This window comes from Odoribacter laneus YIT 12061 (assembly GCF_000243215.1).
Taxonomy (GTDB): Bacteria; Bacteroidota; Bacteroidia; order Bacteroidales; family Marinifilaceae; genus Culturomica; species Culturomica lanea.
This window is the reverse complement of the sequence record NZ_JH594596.1, coordinates 2361829-2378241: the sequence shown is the minus strand read 5'-3', so window position 1 is coordinate 2378241 and position 16413 is coordinate 2361829. Positions and strand designations below refer to the sequence as shown.

11 protein-coding genes and 1 tRNA gene are annotated in these 16413 nt (G+C 41.9%); 3 read left to right on the top strand and 9 right to left on the bottom strand.

What is annotated here, in order from left to right; all coding sequences use genetic code 11:
• Positions 1 to 22 precede the first annotated feature (22 nt).
• From HMPREF9449_RS09940 to HMPREF9449_RS09905, 8 genes are all read right to left on the bottom strand, one after another.
• Positions 23 to 1702, bottom strand: a complete 1680-nt coding sequence (locus HMPREF9449_RS09940; protein WP_187118596.1) for a hypothetical protein — start codon at positions 1700 to 1702, stop codon at positions 23 to 25.
• A 444-nt stretch (positions 1703 to 2146) separates the two neighbouring features.
• The gene (locus HMPREF9449_RS09935; protein ID WP_009137125.1) at positions 2147 to 3565 is read right to left on the bottom strand and encodes a monomeric [FeFe] hydrogenase; all 1419 of its coding nucleotides are present in this window, start codon (positions 3563 to 3565) and stop codon (positions 2147 to 2149) included.
• 65 nt (positions 3566 to 3630) lie between these two features.
• The gene (locus HMPREF9449_RS09930) at positions 3631 to 4821 is read right to left on the bottom strand and encodes a PP2C family serine/threonine-protein phosphatase (protein WP_009137124.1); all 1191 of its coding nucleotides are present in this window, start codon (positions 4819 to 4821) and stop codon (positions 3631 to 3633) included.
• A 30-nt stretch (positions 4822 to 4851) separates the two neighbouring features.
• On the bottom strand, positions 4852 to 6549 hold the full coding sequence (locus HMPREF9449_RS09925; RefSeq protein WP_040611779.1) for a [Fe-Fe] hydrogenase large subunit C-terminal domain-containing protein: 1698 nt from the start codon (positions 6547 to 6549) through the stop codon (positions 4852 to 4854).
• Between the two features lie 155 nt (positions 6550 to 6704).
• The gene (gene secDF / locus HMPREF9449_RS09920) at positions 6705 to 9695 is read right to left on the bottom strand and encodes a protein translocase subunit SecDF (protein WP_009137122.1); all 2991 of its coding nucleotides are present in this window, start codon (positions 9693 to 9695) and stop codon (positions 6705 to 6707) included.
• 229 nt (positions 9696 to 9924) lie between these two features.
• A complete protein-coding gene (locus HMPREF9449_RS09915) occupies positions 9925 to 10368 on the bottom strand; it encodes a retropepsin-like aspartic protease (protein ID WP_009137121.1) in 444 nt (147 codons plus the stop codon).
• Between the two features lie 133 nt (positions 10369 to 10501).
• Positions 10502 to 11437: a malate dehydrogenase gene (gene mdh, locus HMPREF9449_RS09910; protein ID WP_009137120.1), complete on the bottom strand. Its 936-nt coding sequence runs from the start codon at positions 11435 to 11437 to the stop codon at positions 10502 to 10504.
• A 103-nt stretch (positions 11438 to 11540) separates the two neighbouring features.
• Complete coding sequence (locus tag HMPREF9449_RS09905; RefSeq protein ID WP_009137119.1) at positions 11541 to 12911, bottom strand: MATE family efflux transporter; 1371 nt, start codon at positions 12909 to 12911, stop codon at positions 11541 to 11543.
• A gap of 159 nt (positions 12912 to 13070) precedes the next feature.
• Between HMPREF9449_RS09905 and HMPREF9449_RS09900 the strand changes: the two genes are divergently transcribed.
• Complete coding sequence (locus HMPREF9449_RS09900) at positions 13071 to 14042, top strand: D-alanine--D-alanine ligase (RefSeq protein WP_009137118.1); 972 nt, start codon at positions 13071 to 13073, stop codon at positions 14040 to 14042.
• A 696-nt stretch (positions 14043 to 14738) separates the two neighbouring features.
• Here HMPREF9449_RS09900 and HMPREF9449_RS09890 read toward each other — a convergent pair.
• A tRNA-Arg gene (locus HMPREF9449_RS09890) sits at positions 14739 to 14811 on the bottom strand.
• A gap of 163 nt (positions 14812 to 14974) precedes the next feature.
• On the opposite strand from HMPREF9449_RS09890, the gene HMPREF9449_RS09885 reads away from it, so the two are divergent.
• Together HMPREF9449_RS09885 and dapA are read left to right on the top strand one after the other, a co-directional pair.
• Positions 14975 to 15496 carry a DUF6913 domain-containing protein gene (locus tag HMPREF9449_RS09885; RefSeq protein ID WP_009137117.1) on the top strand — a complete coding sequence of 174 codons (522 nt, stop codon included), beginning with the start codon at positions 14975 to 14977 and terminating at the stop codon, positions 15494 to 15496.
• A gap of 1 nt (position 15497) precedes the next feature.
• Positions 15498 to 16388, top strand: coding sequence for a 4-hydroxy-tetrahydrodipicolinate synthase (gene dapA, locus HMPREF9449_RS09880; protein ID WP_009137116.1), 891 nt, complete (start codon positions 15498 to 15500; stop codon positions 16386 to 16388).
• Positions 16389 to 16413 lie beyond the last annotated feature (25 nt).

The following is a 16413-nucleotide window of genomic DNA, read 5'->3' as shown; positions in this document are numbered from 1 at the left end:
AGGAAACTGACGTCTTACAGCATTAGTGACGGCGAAGTTTCAACGCTTTGGCTGTTTCTGTAATGGGCTTGGGTGATTCTGTCGAACGCTTGTCGGTGAATTCTACCTTGCCTTCATAAGTTCCGGAGATTTTATGTCCCTTGTTGGTGGTAAAGTCAAGTACCAAACGGTAACCTGTAGCGACTTTCGAGATCGTCACCGTACCGCCTGTAATAAAACCGTAGATAGATTCGTAATTATCGTTACGTTCTTCACAGTAAGTACCTAAAGGTAACACCATACCCATGAATTCTTTTTCATACCCTGGCAGATAAGTACCCGGATCGTAATCTACGGAAGCGGTATAAATACCTTCCTGTAGAGCCATTTGTTCGGAAACTGCTGTCGAAAGGTCGAGAGATACTGCATGTCCGGCATTCAACAGATAATCCGAGTCGCCTGATATTGTCGGCTCAACGTCGTAGAGATTTAAGATGCAATTATCTACTCCGTAGCTATAATATTTAGCCAGTGCGCGGATGAAATTCATTCCTGTAATATCTTTTTCAATCTGAGGGAGACCTTCGGGAACTTCCGCTTTGTTTTCGATATTCAATGTACCACTGTAACTGGCTGTAAATTCCTCATCTGTGGTGGTGGTGAGGTTGGCTGTAATGGTATAGTTGCTACCGACGAGTTTTACCTCAATTGTACCAGCTTTGAATTCGATTTTTGTAATGTTTCCTTTACCGTCGTTAACCATACAGAAGGTCTTTTCCGGTGAGAAGGTACTCATGCCGTAATTCGTATTATAACGGTAGGTCCGGGCGGGAATCGTAATATTGTCAAGATTGGAGGGAGCGAATTGGTAAAGTTCGAAGCTCATCGTTCGACCGGCGCCGGTGGTGGTATAGACTCCGTTATTTTCCGTAGCATCGGCATCTGCTAAGACGAAATAGAATTCGGAATAACCGGTATCGTGAGTATCTCCGTAATGGGCACCGACGATTTGACGGTCGAACACAGCGGGACCCGTTACTAAGACGTCCGTAGTCATTTCAATCGACTTCACTTCGGAAAATACTTCTTTATTGGCTGCGGCAACTGCGATGATATAAGTTGTGTTCGCATTCAATTCGCTGACAGTCACTTCGCCAGCTTGGGGAATAACTGTACCATCGCTGATAATCTCTGCAGCAGTGGGAAGTGTCAATCCCTCACTTTTTTCAAGACATATATAAGCAGCTTTTTCAGCATCGGTCAGGGTTACGTTAAAGGTGAGTGCATTGGTTGTTGTGCTACCTTCCGTTAGGGTAATGTTTGGCACAGGCGTTGGATCGGGGGCAGAGGTTTGCATTTCAATCGATACGATTTCTCCCGTGAATTCCTCCCGTGTGGCAACGGCCGAAATGCGATAGCTTGTACTGGCATTTAAATCCTCGATCAAAACCTTACCGGATGCGGATACGGATTTGCCGGAAGCGAGGATTTCTTCTACAGTCGGTACGGAGGCACTGCTTTCTGTGTAAAGATAGGCACATTTGTCTGCATCTTCGAGTTTAACTGCGAATTCCAAAGTGCTAGTAGTGACTTCTCCGGCAGTGAGCGTTACAGTCGGTTCGACAAACGGTGTGTTGTCATTTTTGTCATCGTTGCAAGCAGTGAAGAGGCAGATCTCTCCGAGAAGAAGGGCAATGGCCCACATGAAGGATTTTTTCATCATAATTTGTGATTTTTCAGCCTGTAATTTAGTTGGCTTGTGAATAAATAATGTTTATTTAGATAATTGTCCGCAGCATCAGAGACCCTTTCGGACAATGGGATAACAAAATTATAATTTACCTTGAAATATGCAAATTTTTGAAATACCTCTGAAAAATTATTATTGTTTTAGATGGAATTTAAGATGTTTATAATTAGATATTTATGCAAATAGAACCCTCTGAATCTTTTGTTGTAAAAAGATAAAGAATAAGGAGTATAATTCTAAATTTGAATATTTTAGAAAGCAGAATACAAACTCTGTAACACCGATCAAAGGAGTATAAAACACTTTATTTAAAGTGAGAATCTTCTTAAAGTCAGGAGGTGGGCAGATAGGGGTAATCTTTTAAAGATAAAAATTACACATTAGGGACGTGCCCTAATGTGTAATTTAACAGGCTTTTTATTGATCCAAGACCTTCTTGATTTGCCGTTTTGCCAGAGTAAGAGGAGCGAGTGAACAAGGACCATTAATGCAACCTCCGTCACAAGCCATGACCTCTACAAATTGGGCTTCCGGTTTTTTGACCATGGTTTTTAGCAAGGCTTGGTTTTTCTTATCCAATCCTTCTATAGCCAAGGTTGTTACTCCGTTTCCTACGGCATTGACAATTGCTGCGCGGACACCTCCGGCTTGAGCAAAGCCTCTTCCATAGCGGGTTACACCTTCATTGAGATCTTTTTCACTGCAATTGGCTACATTGATATCATAGGCGACCATAAAAGCTCCTAATTCTTCGAAGCTCATGACATAGTCCACTTCTGGTACGGAATCTGCTTCATAACGTTTGGCCAGACAGGGACCGATGAAAACGACCTCGGCCTCCGGATATTTTTCTTTCACGTAGCGGGCGGCATAAACCATGGGACTGCGAGTATCGGAGACATAAGGTTTCAGTAAAGGGGCATGCTTATTTACCCAGCCCGTATAAGCTGGACAGCAGGAAGAGGTCATAAAGGCAGAGCCTTTTTCCATCCTTTCCTGTAACTCTTCGGCCTCTTTGCTGGCCGTTATTTCAGCTCCTAAGGCTACTTCGATAACATCGTCAAAACCAATTTGCTTGATAGCCGATAGAATCTGCCCTGCTGAAGCATTGAATTGGCCATAAATAGCCGGGGCAACGATAGCGATGATTTTTTTGTTCGGATGAGTAAGAGTTTTATGTATATCGATAATCTTAGAACGTTCCATAATTGCTCCGTAAGGACAGGCTTGCATGCATTTACCGCAATAGATACATTTATCTTTGTCGATGTGTTCTATCCCTTCTTCATCTTTATCGATTGCTTTTACGGGGCAGGCATCCTGGCAAGGCACCGGTGTATATACGATGGCATGATAAGGGCACACTTTCTGACATAGACCGCAACTGACGCAATCTTCCGTACTGATGGTAGCTTTGCCTCCTTTGAAAGAAATGGCTGCTTTCGGGCAGTTCATCACGCAGGGACGTCCCTCGCATCCCCGGCAAAGATTCGTAACAGCATATTGTGATTGAATGCAGGCACTACAGGCTTCATGTACTACCGAAAGGATATTTTCTTTGGTATTTTTATTTGCCATGGCCATCCGGGCAAACTCCGATAAATGAATCAAGTCAATTTCTTCGTCTACAATGTCAAATCCTAGTATGGAAATGATTTTATGTTTCAGGATATAACGATCTTTATGTACGCAGCATCTGACCGGTTTTTTATTCCGGGGACGCATCTCTATGGGTAAGTATTTCAGCTTTGTAACTAACTCATCGTCTTTTAATAATTTTACAATTCTGATCAGTAACTCCCGTTTGGTGAGCATCGCAAAGTTATCGTATAACATATGATATCGGTTTACAATTTATGATTTAGCTTTTCAGGCAAAAATGCCGGTTTTGATTTAAAGGCTCAAAGGTAGCTAATTTCCACATCTTTCAGGAATTTTGTCTCTAATAAATATTTGATTTTCTTGACTACATTTCTTCGGATTTCCAACTCTACTGGTAAGTTCGGATCCTGATGGGCAATATTGATACAAGTACCTACAATAAAAGTGATCTGATCGCTATTGTGTAATAATTTTACCAGTTGTTCCGCAGCACCCTCTGCTTGTGCTTTGCTATGCTCTTCTTCCGAAAGGATCCGTTCCACCCGGCTTAATGTCAGGATTCCTTCTGTCACTAAGTCGATGCCGTCCATACTGGAAATCGGCGGCTCTTTTGTGTCAGCTTGCTGGGGGAGTGTTTTTATGGGAATGTGTAGCTCCCGGGCCAGCAGGGAAGCTGTGGTACCTCCGCAGATCACTTTTTTGCCCCGGAACTCTTTTACTCGTATGGCCAAGTAGCTATCGTTCTGTGGATCATAAGGAGGACCGGTACATACTAGCAGATTGCGTGGGGTACGGTTGTATACAACACAACAACTGGCATCGTCGATTAAGTTGTAGCCGTCGTTTTTCTCTGCCTGAATGACGATACGGCGGGACAATTCTTCTGCTGAAATACCGACTTGACGCAGCAATAGATTTTGAATGTAATCTTCTATTTGGGATTCCCAGCCGGCAGGAAGTTTTTCCGAACCCATTCCGGATTGGCTTACTCCATCGGTAAAACAAACCAAACGGTCTTCTTTTTCTAGGCGGAATTCAGAAATCCAAAGATACGAGTCAGCTAAATCCGGGCGTTCAATAGGGATTCTTTGTTTTTGAATTTTTATACTTTCCCCTTTCCTGAAAAGATAGAAAGAAGGCGTTTCGTATTCAATTATTTTCGTATTGCCAAAGCAATCAATATCCAAAATACAAAATGTAGAGTAACCAATTTGTTTTACTTCGTCTTTGGGGAGGGTATCAATAATTGACCGGGCTGTACGGAGAATGGTTTCGTTCAAGGCCGTGTAGTTCATCGCCATGGTTGCTGTCATAGCGGAAAGGACGCGGGCTTTAATACCGCTCCCCAAACCGTCCGATAAAACCCCTATAATTCGCCCTTCTCCCTTTAATTTTTGCGACATAAAACTATCCCCACACACTTGGTTGCCGGCTTTGTTTTTTTGGAAATAATCCACTTCTATAAAAATTTCAGGCAGACTTTTCGTCATGGTATTTTTGTATTTACCGTTTCTTATGCATTATTCTTTCCCTTTCATCGTTTCCATGATAGCCCGTAAGGTTGCATCTGTATAAGAAGCATTTTCCCCTAGGAGGCAGGCAATTTTTTGTACGGTTTCCATGTGTTTGCTGATTACTTCTTTGGTCTTCCCCATCATCCATTCTGTTTTGCCGTAAGGTTCCCGCAAGTCTTGAAGTAAACCGAATACTAAACGATGCGGTTGTATGTTGTAGATGGAAAGCATCCATATTTTATCTCCTTCTCTAATTTGTCGTTCTATAATTTCCTTTCCGGTAGAAAGTGCTGCTCCGAATAAAGCCGAAAAAGAACAAATAGCTTCTAAGGCAACTCCTTGCAAACCGGGAGAAGCATCATATACCAATGTCGTTTCTTCCCCCAGTAGATTGGCGGCATATCGGTTCATATCGACTATCTTCAAGTCTGGATCGGCCAGAATGACGCCGGCAGGTATTTTTTGTAAAAGGACAGTCGCTTTGTCGTGAGCTATTTTCCGCATGTAAGATACACACATGTTTTCTTCCGCCCGTCCTGCCAATAATGCCCGGGCAAAATCCCGGCAATTGTCATAACCGCAACCGCTGCAATTTAATTCATCGGCAGCGGAGGTTTTTCCGACTGCAGCCAATGCTTGTAGGATTTCATTCTCCGTATAATGTTCTTTTTCAATCTGCTGATCTACCGTGTAATAATTCGTGAGATCACTTAGGTTTAAGGGTTTGTCCCTATCCGCTGAGTTGATTTTGCGGGTAACGTCGTACCGTTTGATGGCCAAGGAGGAAGAACTCAGTTTACCCGGTCCGTTAATACACCCTCCCTTACAAGATAATAATTCCAGAAAGAGCGTGTCTTTGCGGGGGGAGTCATCCAGGTTGCGAATGACATCTTGTATGTTTTCCATACCGGAGAATGCCATTTTGATGACCTTTTTGTCTTCCCCGTCAATGCCTGCTAACATCCCTCCTTCAACAGGATAAAGTGCTCCTTTGCCAGAATTATAGGGAATAAAATGCATTTCTTCTCCTTTTTCGTTTTCCGGTTGGATACCTTCTTTCTCCATCCACATTTTTAAGTCTTTGAAGGTAATAGCGATTTCTACCAGATCTTTAAAATTATCGGCTTCCGTTTTTTTACCAATACAGGGGCCTGCAAAAATAACCTTGACTTCTTCTCCGTATTGTTTTTTTAAAAATCGGGCATGGGCAAGTAAAGGAGAAAATATCGGCGTGAGAGAAGAGATATGTTCAGGGGCATATTTCCGGATGTATTCTACGACAACCGGACAAGCTGAAGAAATGTAAATACTGCGGGGAGAATGCAATAAAAATTCATTTACGGCAGCAGATACCAATTCTGCTCCCAAAGCCGTCTCCGATACGCCGCTAAACCCCAGACGTTTAATGGCTGCGATTAAAGATGAAATCGGTAAATTTCCAAATTCGCTGGCATAAGAAGGGGCCAAAGATAAGATGACTTGCTTGTTTTGTCTGAGAATTTCTTTGACTGCCGGTACCCCGTCTCTGATTTTTTTGGCACCGGTGGGACATATTTGTGTACAATGCCCGCAATAAATACATCGTTCTGCTATAATATAAGCCTTATTGTTTTCAATCCGGATTGCTTTTACCGGACATTCTCGTATACATTTATAACAATCTTGGCAATTTTCAGGCTCTGTATAGATTGGTCTCTGCTTCATAGGGTGGTAAAAACTCTTAAAATTGTAGAATAAGCATTTCTTACAAATATAAAAAAAAGGTTGTAATTTGTTTACAGATTGCTTTACTTTAACAACTTCGTTAAAAATAAAAAAAGCCACCCTGAGGTGGCTTCCTTTAAGTAATATGTTTTATTTTACTTTTTATTTTTCTCGAATCGCCGTCTCAGATCGTAAGAAATCGGAGTAGCTACAAATAGAGAAGAATATGTACCTACACAGATACCGACCAACAAAGCGAATATAAAGCCTTTAATAGAAGTTCCTCCGAAGATAAAGATCGCCAGCAACACGACAATTGTTGATAAGGAAGTGCTGAAGGTACGTCTTAACGTGGAATTCAGGGCTGCGTCTGTCACAGACAAATCGTCCCGTTTGGGATAAAGAGTATGATATTCCCGGATACGGTCGAATACGACCACCGTATCGTTGATGGAATATCCCACTACCGTTAGGATGGCAGCGATAAAGGCTTGGTCAATTTCCAGAGAGAAAGGTAATATTCCGGAGAATATAGAGAATACTCCCATGACTATAATTACGTTGTGAGCCAAACCGATAACCGCACCGGCACCGTATTGCCATTGTGAGAAACGGAACATGATATAGACAAAGATAACGATCAGAGCTAATACTACCGACCAAATTGCGGCGCGGGTAATATCTTCTGCTACGGCAGGACCTACTTTTTCCGACATCTGCCGATTTACTTCCAAGAATTGATCCCGGCTGGTTCCTTCCGGCAGATAATCTTTTAAGCCTTCGTATAATAAAGTTTCGACTTCATCGTCTACTTCAGTCCCTTCCGCATCAATCTTGTATTTTGTAGTAATTCTCACTTGGTTTTCACCGCCGAATGTCTTCACTTCGGGAGCGCTTCCGTATACTTGTGCCAAGCTTTCGGCGACCTCTTCTACTTGTACGGGTTTGTCAAAAACAACGGTATAAGTACGACCTCCTACAAAGTCAATACCTTTATCCAATCCTTTTGTGGATAAGAAAGCGATAGAAAGAATGATGGCCGTTCCAGAAAGGATATAAGAGATTTTCCGCTTTTGTAAGAAGGGGAATTTTACATCTCTCAGCCAGTTCTGGGTGAAAACGGTGGTAAAAGGTACGTTATCATTCTTGCTAGAAGCCCGTTCTAAGATCAAGCGCGTGATAAAGATCGCACAGAATAAAGAAGTGAAAATACCGATAATCAACGTCGTTGCAAAACCTTTAATCGGTCCTTCTCCAAAGTAATAAAGAATAAAACCGGTTAATAAGGTCGTTACGTTACCGTCTATAATAGCGGAATAAGCGTTCTTATATCCTTCTTTAATGGCTAATTTCAAGCCTTTACCGGCCCGTTTTTCTTCTTCTATACGTTCGTAAATCAATACGTTCGCGTCTACAGACATACCCATCGTCAATACAATACCTGCAATACCCGGCAGGGTAAGTACGGCTCCGATAGAAGCCAAAATACCGAACAAGAAGAACAAGTTTGCCAATAATGCGATGTCGGCAGCGAGGCCAGCGCCTTTACTATAGAAGAAAAGCATGTAAAACAATACTAATGCAAAAGCAATGATAAAGGACCACATACCGGTTTGAATGGATTCTTGTCCCAGAGACGGTCCTACGATTTCATCGGCAATAATCCGTGCCGGTGCCGGTAATTTACCGGATTTCAAAATGTTAGCTAAGTCCTCTGCTTCCTTTACATCAAATCCACCGCTAATTTGAGAACTACCTCCTTTGATTTCTGAATTAACAGTCGGTGAAGAACATACATATCCGTCCAACACAATGGCGATGCTACGTCCGATATTGTCTTTGGTGAGCCGGGCCCATGTCTTAGCACCTTCACCGTTCATATTCATCGATACAATGGGCGCACCTCCATTATGGTCGTCAAAAGATTTACGGGCATCTACCACTACTCCTCCATCCAAGGGAGCTTTTCCGTCACGGGTGGTAATTTTTATGGCATGTAAGGCAACCATATCTCCCATGGGCTTCATCTCCCATAACAGACGGGCGTTTCGGGGAATCAATGCTTTTACCTGCGGAAGCGCTAATAAAGCGTTCACGGCGGCTGTGTCTTTCAGAAGCGCATATCCTATCGTGGAGCCCGGGCGTAAAGAACCGTCTTGGGACTGTGCAGGAATGAGAAGAGAGAAAAACGGATTTTGTTTCCTCATTTCCTCTTCATTTATAGAATTAAGCGAATCTTTAGAAGTTTGTTCGATAAGTGATTTTAATCCTTCATCATTTGTATCCGTAGTTACCGTTTCTTTCTCAATCGTTTCACTTACCAAAAGGGTATCTTTATTCAGGCCTAAGACGTCGGCAGAGCGTTCCAATTCCCTGACTTTTTCATTGATTTTGCTTAGATTTTCGAAGAACTCGGCGTTTTCGTATGTCTCGTAAAATTCAAGAGCAGCTGTCCCCTGTAAAAGTTTTCTTACACGCTGAGCATCTTTGATACCCGGAAGTTCGATGTTGATTCGTCCTGAGATATCTGCTTTACGGATATTCGGCTGGGCTACTCCAAAGCGGTCAATACGGGTACGGAGAATATTGAACGTATTGTCAATGGCCCCTTCAGCTTCTTTCCGGATGACATCCAATACTTCTTTGTTGCTGGCACCAATTTTGATCTTATCTTTTAATTCGACTGTCCCAAAAATATCCGGAGAAGCTAATTGTGCGTTCGGAGCGATTTTGGCAAATGCTTCCCCGAACAAAGTCACGAAATCTTTCGGACTTGTCGTACGCATTTTTACCGCTTCATCTAATGCCTTTAAGAAAGCCGGATCCTGACTGTTGTTTGCAAGGCTCTTTACTACGTCAACTACATCAACTTCCATCGTAACGTTCATACCGCCTCGTAAGTCAAGACCTAACGGAAGTTCCAATTCCTTACATTCCTTGTACGTAAATTTTGCTAACCCCAAAAAATTGTACACATTCTTGTTAGCAATAGAATCCAGATATGCTCTTTCTTTTTCGGGATCGCCGGCGGCATATACCCGAGCTGCTTTCTCCACCTGGGATGTTTTGAAAGTGAAAAACAACTGGTAAGCACTCACTAGCGCGAGCGCTATCGTGAGTAATGTTATCGCTCCTTTGTTTCGCATTTTAGAAATTGTTTTTTATATTACTTAAACTTTATTTGTTCTTCCACGAAGATTTAATGCGCAAAAGTATAATATTTTTTTGAAATAATCACTGTTATTTCTGATTTATCCGAAGTTGATATTTAAAAAAGAGAAGTATAGCTCGTATAAAATTTTGTGTAGGGAAAAAATGAAGAAAAGGGAAAACAATTTGTTGCAATCTTATAAGTCCGGAAAAAGGAATATAAGGTTAATCCTGTTGACTGATCGTCAGTGTTAAATGAGGATAGTCGATAATAATCCCGTGACGAATGCAGAAATCCGATCCTAATAGACCGATTACTTTCCTGTTTAAGTGCTTTTTATACATTTTGTTGACATAGTCTAAATCGATGAGAGCGATGCACATTTCTTGCAACTGTATAGAGCCTATTTGAAAGCTTTCCGTATGCATAACCTGAACATCCTTGATTTCTCCGGTAATACTGCCCGATTGGATTTTTACGGCTTCTTCCGGTTCTTCAAAACGAGGAAATAATTGCCGGTCGGCTACGGTGACGGAAGCTCCGGTGTCGATAATCATATCTCCGGCGATACCGTTAATTTCAACTGCGACGAGAATGTGATAACTGTGGTCTTCCAGTTCTACCTTTTCGATGGGAACTGTAATCGGACCGGTATTTTTTTTTCTCATGGAAGGATACTCGGATATGGGGTAAACAAACAAATAAGGAAGCCGTGGGCAAAGAAACAGATCGAATTGCTTTTGCTCACGGCTTTAGAACTTCTATTTCTGAATTCATTCGAGAATCCGAAAACAGAAAATATTAGAACATTTTCATGTCGTCCAGTACTTTCATAACGCTCTTAACGGCACCGGCAGATTTTTCCAGTAATTGTCTTTCGTCTTCGTTTAATTTCACTTCAACGATTTTTTCGATACCGTTTTTACCGAGAATAACTGGTACGCCCAGATAGATATCTTTCATGCCATATTCTCCGTTTAACATAGCGCAAACCGGGAATACTCTTCTGGAATTCCGTACAATAGCTTCTACCATCTGTGCAGCAGCAGCACCGGGAGCATACCAGGCAGAAGTACCCATCAGTTTAACTAATTCACCACCTCCGACTTTTGTTCTTTCGATGATTGCATTTAATTTTTCTTCATCAATTAATTCAGTAACGGGAATGCCTGCAACAGTTGTATAACGAGGTAGCGGAACCATCGTATCTCCATGGCCACCAAGCAATAAAGCCTGAATGTCTTTCGGAGAAACGTTTAAAGCTTCAGCCAAGAAAGCCTTATAACGCGCTGTGTCCAAAATACCTGCCATTCCGAATACTCGGGAGGAGTCGATTTTTGCTGTCAAATAAGCACAGTAGCACATTACATCCAAGGGGTTGGAAACGATAATGATTTTGGCCTTCGGAGAATGTTTGATAATGTTTTCAGTTACAGATTTAACAATACCAGCATTTGTTGAAATTAAATCGTCCCGGCTCATACCCGGTTTACGGGGCAGACCAGAGGTGATGACTACGACTTCTGAATCCTGTGTTGCCGCATAATCATTGGTAACACCTTTAATGCGGGTATCATACATATTAATAGGAGCCGTTTGCCACATATCCAAAGATTTACCTTCAGAAACTCCTTCTTTAATATCCAAAAGAACCACTTCATTGACAATGTCCTTCTGAGCAATACAGTTTGCGCATGTTGCACCAACATTACCTGCTCCAACAACTGTTACTTTCATTTTGAAATAATTTTTATAGTTATACGTAAGATTTTTTTCTTTTTTAGTTTGGTTTTATACCGACGTCAAATTTAGACCTTTTTTTTAATATCCGCTAATAATATTAGAGAATTTTTTCTTTAATTTTTTTAGCATTTAATATCTTTTTTTGGAAATAAAGAAACCAAAAGGGAAGCAAAGTGCCCTTGAAAATACTGGAGAGAGTAATACTCCACCAAATCCCGTTTAAACCTAGGGAAGGAAAGGAGCATAGATACCAGGCTAAAGGAATTCTGGCTCCTGTAAATAATATGCCGGTGAGAGAGGGGGGAATGGTACGTCCGCACCCATTAAAAGCTCCTTGGGTGACAAGCTCTGTAACCATGAAGAGCTGAGAGATAGCCAGTATCTTGAGATAGGTTCCTCCTGCTTCTACAGCTTCGGCTTCCGGGATAAAAATACTGAAAATTTCACGGCTGAAAAGGAAGAACAAAATCCCCGCACTAAGTCCTATACTGCCCGCGATATATAGTGTAAGCCGATAACCTTTGCGAATACGTTCGTACTTCCCGGCTCCGTAGTTCTGACCGACAAATGCAGCTAAAGCTGTGGAGAATCCTGTTGCCGTCATCCAGGAAAGGGCCTCTATTTGAGAACCTACACTTTGAGCAGCTACTCCTATGGCTCCCCAACGGGCTGCCAATGCAGCGAGTGTCAGAGAGAACATGGAAAATAAAGCATTTTGCAGGCTCACAGGCAGGCCTAGAAAGATAATCCGGCTGGCCGGTTTCTTTTTTAGGGCAGTAAATAAATGCATTTTTCCCAAAGGAAAGCGGTTGGAAAATATACGATAAGCGAAAAAAGAGTAGACGATCAGTTGGGCTAACACGGTGGCAATGGCCGCCCCTGCAGTGCCCAGACGCGGAAAAGGGCCGTAGCCGTATATCAGTAGAGGATCGAGCACAATATTGACTAGCAAACCGATGGCTGTAATCCGGAAAGGAGTTTTACTGTCTCCCTGACCATTGTAAATGCCACTGAAGGTATTGTTGTTGAACTGGAAGAAAATGCCGGGAGCGACAATTTGTAAATACCCTGCGGATTGAGAGGAAATGGAGGCGTCGAAATGAAAAAAACGGATGAGAACGTCAGCAGAGGTAAGGATAAAAATAGCATATCCTAAGCCGATGAGGACGGAAAGAGTGAGGGCGTGATTGGCGTAAACGGCGGCCCTTCCGGGATCCCGAGCTCCTATAGACTGGGAAACTGTAATTTCTGCGCCGGTTTTGGTCATATAAGAAAGGGCATTGGAAAGCCATACGAAAAATCCCGCGGCTCCTACCGCAGCGACAGCGTCACTTCCCAAATGGCCCAGCCATAGCATATCCGTCATATTGTATGCCATCTGTATGAAAGAGGACGAAATCAAAGGTACGGCCATAATCCATAGATTACGGACGATGCTGCCTTGAGTGAGATCCGTTATTTTTCTCATAAGATGATTTTTCAATGTGGCTGCAAAGTTAGGAAATAATTGAAAACGGGAAGTTGTAAATTGAGATTTACTTTGTACTTTTGCCCCTGAAGAAGGTCGTTAGAAGGTTAGGTATGGGAGGGGTTTATAAGAGGGGACAGTCATTAAAATTCAATTGAAATGAAAAAAAATATTGTGGTCATTGCAGGGGGAAATTCTTCTGAATATGAAGTTTCCATAAAGTCCGGTAATCATATTTATGCTGAGATAGACGGCGAGCGGTACAATAAGTATTTGATGTTTTTGAAGGGGAGAGATTGGCAAGTGGAATATGCCGGGAAGAGATATATAGTAGATAAAAATGATTTTTCTTTTGTACAGGAAGGGGAGAAAATAACGTTTGATTATGCGTATATAACGATTCATGGAAATCCGGGGGAAAACGGGATGTTGCAGGGGTATCTCGATATGATGGGAATTCCTTATTCCACCTGCTCTACGCTGTGTGAGGCCCTTACTTTTGATAAATATACTTGTACCAACTATCTGCAGGGTTTTGGCATTCCTACAACAAATCCGATTATTCTGTTCCGGGGGAAGCAATACGACCGGGAAGCTATTTTGAAAGCTGTCGGTTTACCGTGTTTTGTAAAACCCAATGCAGAGGGATCCAGCTTTGGGGTTTCAAAGGTGAAGACAGCGGAGGCGTTGGACGAAGCTTTAAATAAAGCTTTTGAAAAATGTCCCGAAGTACTTGTGGAAGCTTTTATTGATGGAATTGAATTCACTTGCGGCTTATATAAAGCGAAAGGAAAGAAAGTGGTTTTCCCGGTAGCCGAGGTTGTGCCGAAAAAAGAATTTTTTGATTATGATGCGAAGTATGATGCGAAGCTGTCGGATGAAATTATTCCGGGTCGTTTTTCAGAAGATGTGACGGAAAAAATACAGGAGATGACTTCGGAAATATATGATATTTTGCGATGTGAAGGGATCATCCGGGTAGACGGATTTGTCCGCGGAAAGGAAGTGGTAATGTTGGAAGTAAACACTACTCCTGGAATGACAGCTAATAGTTTTATCCCCAAAATGGTAAAGGCGATGGGCCGTCAGTTAAAAGATATCCTGACGGAAATCATTGAAGAAAAATTGTAAAATAAGGGTCTCTGTCCTGGGAAACAGGAATTGTCGTATCCAGTAAGGTTTTGGAAAAATTGATATTTCTTTTAGGAGCGGTTTAATGCACTACCGAAGGATAGAACGAGCGTTTCCGATTTATTTTTATTTGGCAAAATGATAGGACCGATTTGACTAATTCGTTTTCTTCCGGACAAGATGCCCAACCATTGATTTGCCTTATTTTTTCCCCGAATTCCACTATAATCTTTTGAAGGAGGGAAAGTCGGTTGATAATCGGTTTAGAGAAGTGCGTACACAACGGCTTCAGGGATATCCGGTATACGTTAGTGTATTCAAATTACGGAATCGCAACTCGTAAAACTATCCAGCCTACCGGAGTAATTTCCCCGGCTAAAAATCAGAAATTAGCAGAAGCTGCGAATCAAGTTTTTATTTTCCCCCAGAGGGACGGATCTTTTTTGCGAAAAACGGAGATTTCTCGGTTCATACTTCTTATCTGAAGTCCTTGCGGACAAAATGATGTAAAAATTACACATTAGGGCACGTCCCTACTGTGTAAAACGAGAGGAAATTTTGCTTGATCCGATAAGGACATTTTTTCCGGGCGGACAGATCGGTTTGTTTGTTGTTGTCGGAAAAGAGAAAAACCTGTAAAATCGTTGATTTTACAGGTTTTGTTTGCTTTTTGTCGTCTTGTGACGGACTTAAAGGTGAACTCGGCGGGAGTCGAACCCACAACCTCTTGGGCCGTAACCAAGTGCTCTATCCATTAAGCTACGAGTCCGTTGCTTTGTAAAGCGGTGCAAATATAGAAGAGAGAATTCGATTTTGCAAATTTTTTGTTGTTTTTTTTGAAGCCTGAAGTTTTTGTGTTGGAAAAGAAACAAAATTAGCAGAAGAATACTTAAATTATTATTTTTGTCAAGAGATTGGTAAAGTATACAGGTATGAAACAGATTTTTAAAGGTGTTTTTCATCGGATGAAGGAGAGTTCTTTGTTGAAAAGAATGGGAGAAGTAAAGCGGGATAAAGAATTTCACAATGCGGATACGATGAAGACTTGCCTGATTTTCTGGGTAGCTAATAGAGAAGACGGAGAATGGATGAAAAAGTTGACGAAAGGGCTGAAGGGCGTAAAGATTCATAAATTATGCTTTGTACCTGATTCTTTTTCCCTTACTCCACAGCAGGATATTGTATATGTCCGGAATGAAGATCTGGGTTTCGGCGGAAAAATTTTGAATACCGATCTTCCTCCGGTACTGAATACTCCTTACGATTTGTTGTTAGATTTATCGGATCGTTCCTCTGCTTTGATCGATTATATTTTAAAGACTTCTCAGGCTAAGTGTAAAATCGGGAAAGCGAAGGATAATTTTGAATCGGATATTATGCTGGAGGATGTTCAGCATACAAAAGAACTGATAGAGGGTATCGTACAAGTATTGTCGGAATTAAAAAAATATTGATATGAATTTTTACAGGGGTACAGGTGTCGCTTTGGTGACTCCTTTTAATGAAAAAGGGGAAATTGATGAAATTTCTTTGCGTCAATTGGTTCGGGAAGTGATTCAAGGAGGAGTGGATTATTTGGTTGCTCTGGGTACGACTTCTGAAGCTGCAACTTTGACAGAGGCGGAACGTCTGCAGGTATTGACAATTATTTTAGAAGAAAACCAAGGGCGTTTACCCGTAATGGTTGGAATAGGAGGAAACAATACGGCAGAAGTACTGAAAAATATTCGGAATTTTCCCTTTGTGAAAGAGTGTTGTGCGGTATTGAGCGTGACACCTTATTACAATAAGCCTTCTCAGGAGGGATTGTATCGTCATTTTAAAACGTTGAGTGAAAGTTCTCCTTTACCGGTTTTTCTGTACAATGTCCCGGGGCGTACGGGGGTGAATATGTCAGCACAGACGGTTGTCCGGCTTGCTCAGGATTGTCCCGGAATTGTGGGTGTAAAAGAAGCCAGCGGGAATTTTGAACAGGCCACTGAAATTCTGAAATACAAAAGAAAAGACTTTGCGGTGGTATCCGGGGATGATGGTCTGATATTGCCTTTGATGTCTATCGGCATGAGCGGAGTTATCTCTGTTGCGGCCAATGTTTGTCCTGCGGAGTTTTCTACTCTGGTGCGTTTGGCGAACGAGGGGAATTTCGGGGCTGCAGTGGAGATACATCTTCGGTTGTCGGATTTGTGTAAGGCCCTTTTTATCGAGGGGAATCCGACAGGAATAAAAGCTGCATTACAGGTAAAAGGTACAATTCGTTCTAATTGTTTACGTTTACCGCTTGTTGAGGCGAGCGAAGGACTATGCCGGCATTTAAAAGCCTTGCTTCAGGAGTTGAAATCGGTTTGAATGTTTAGAGAGCTATATCTTTGGA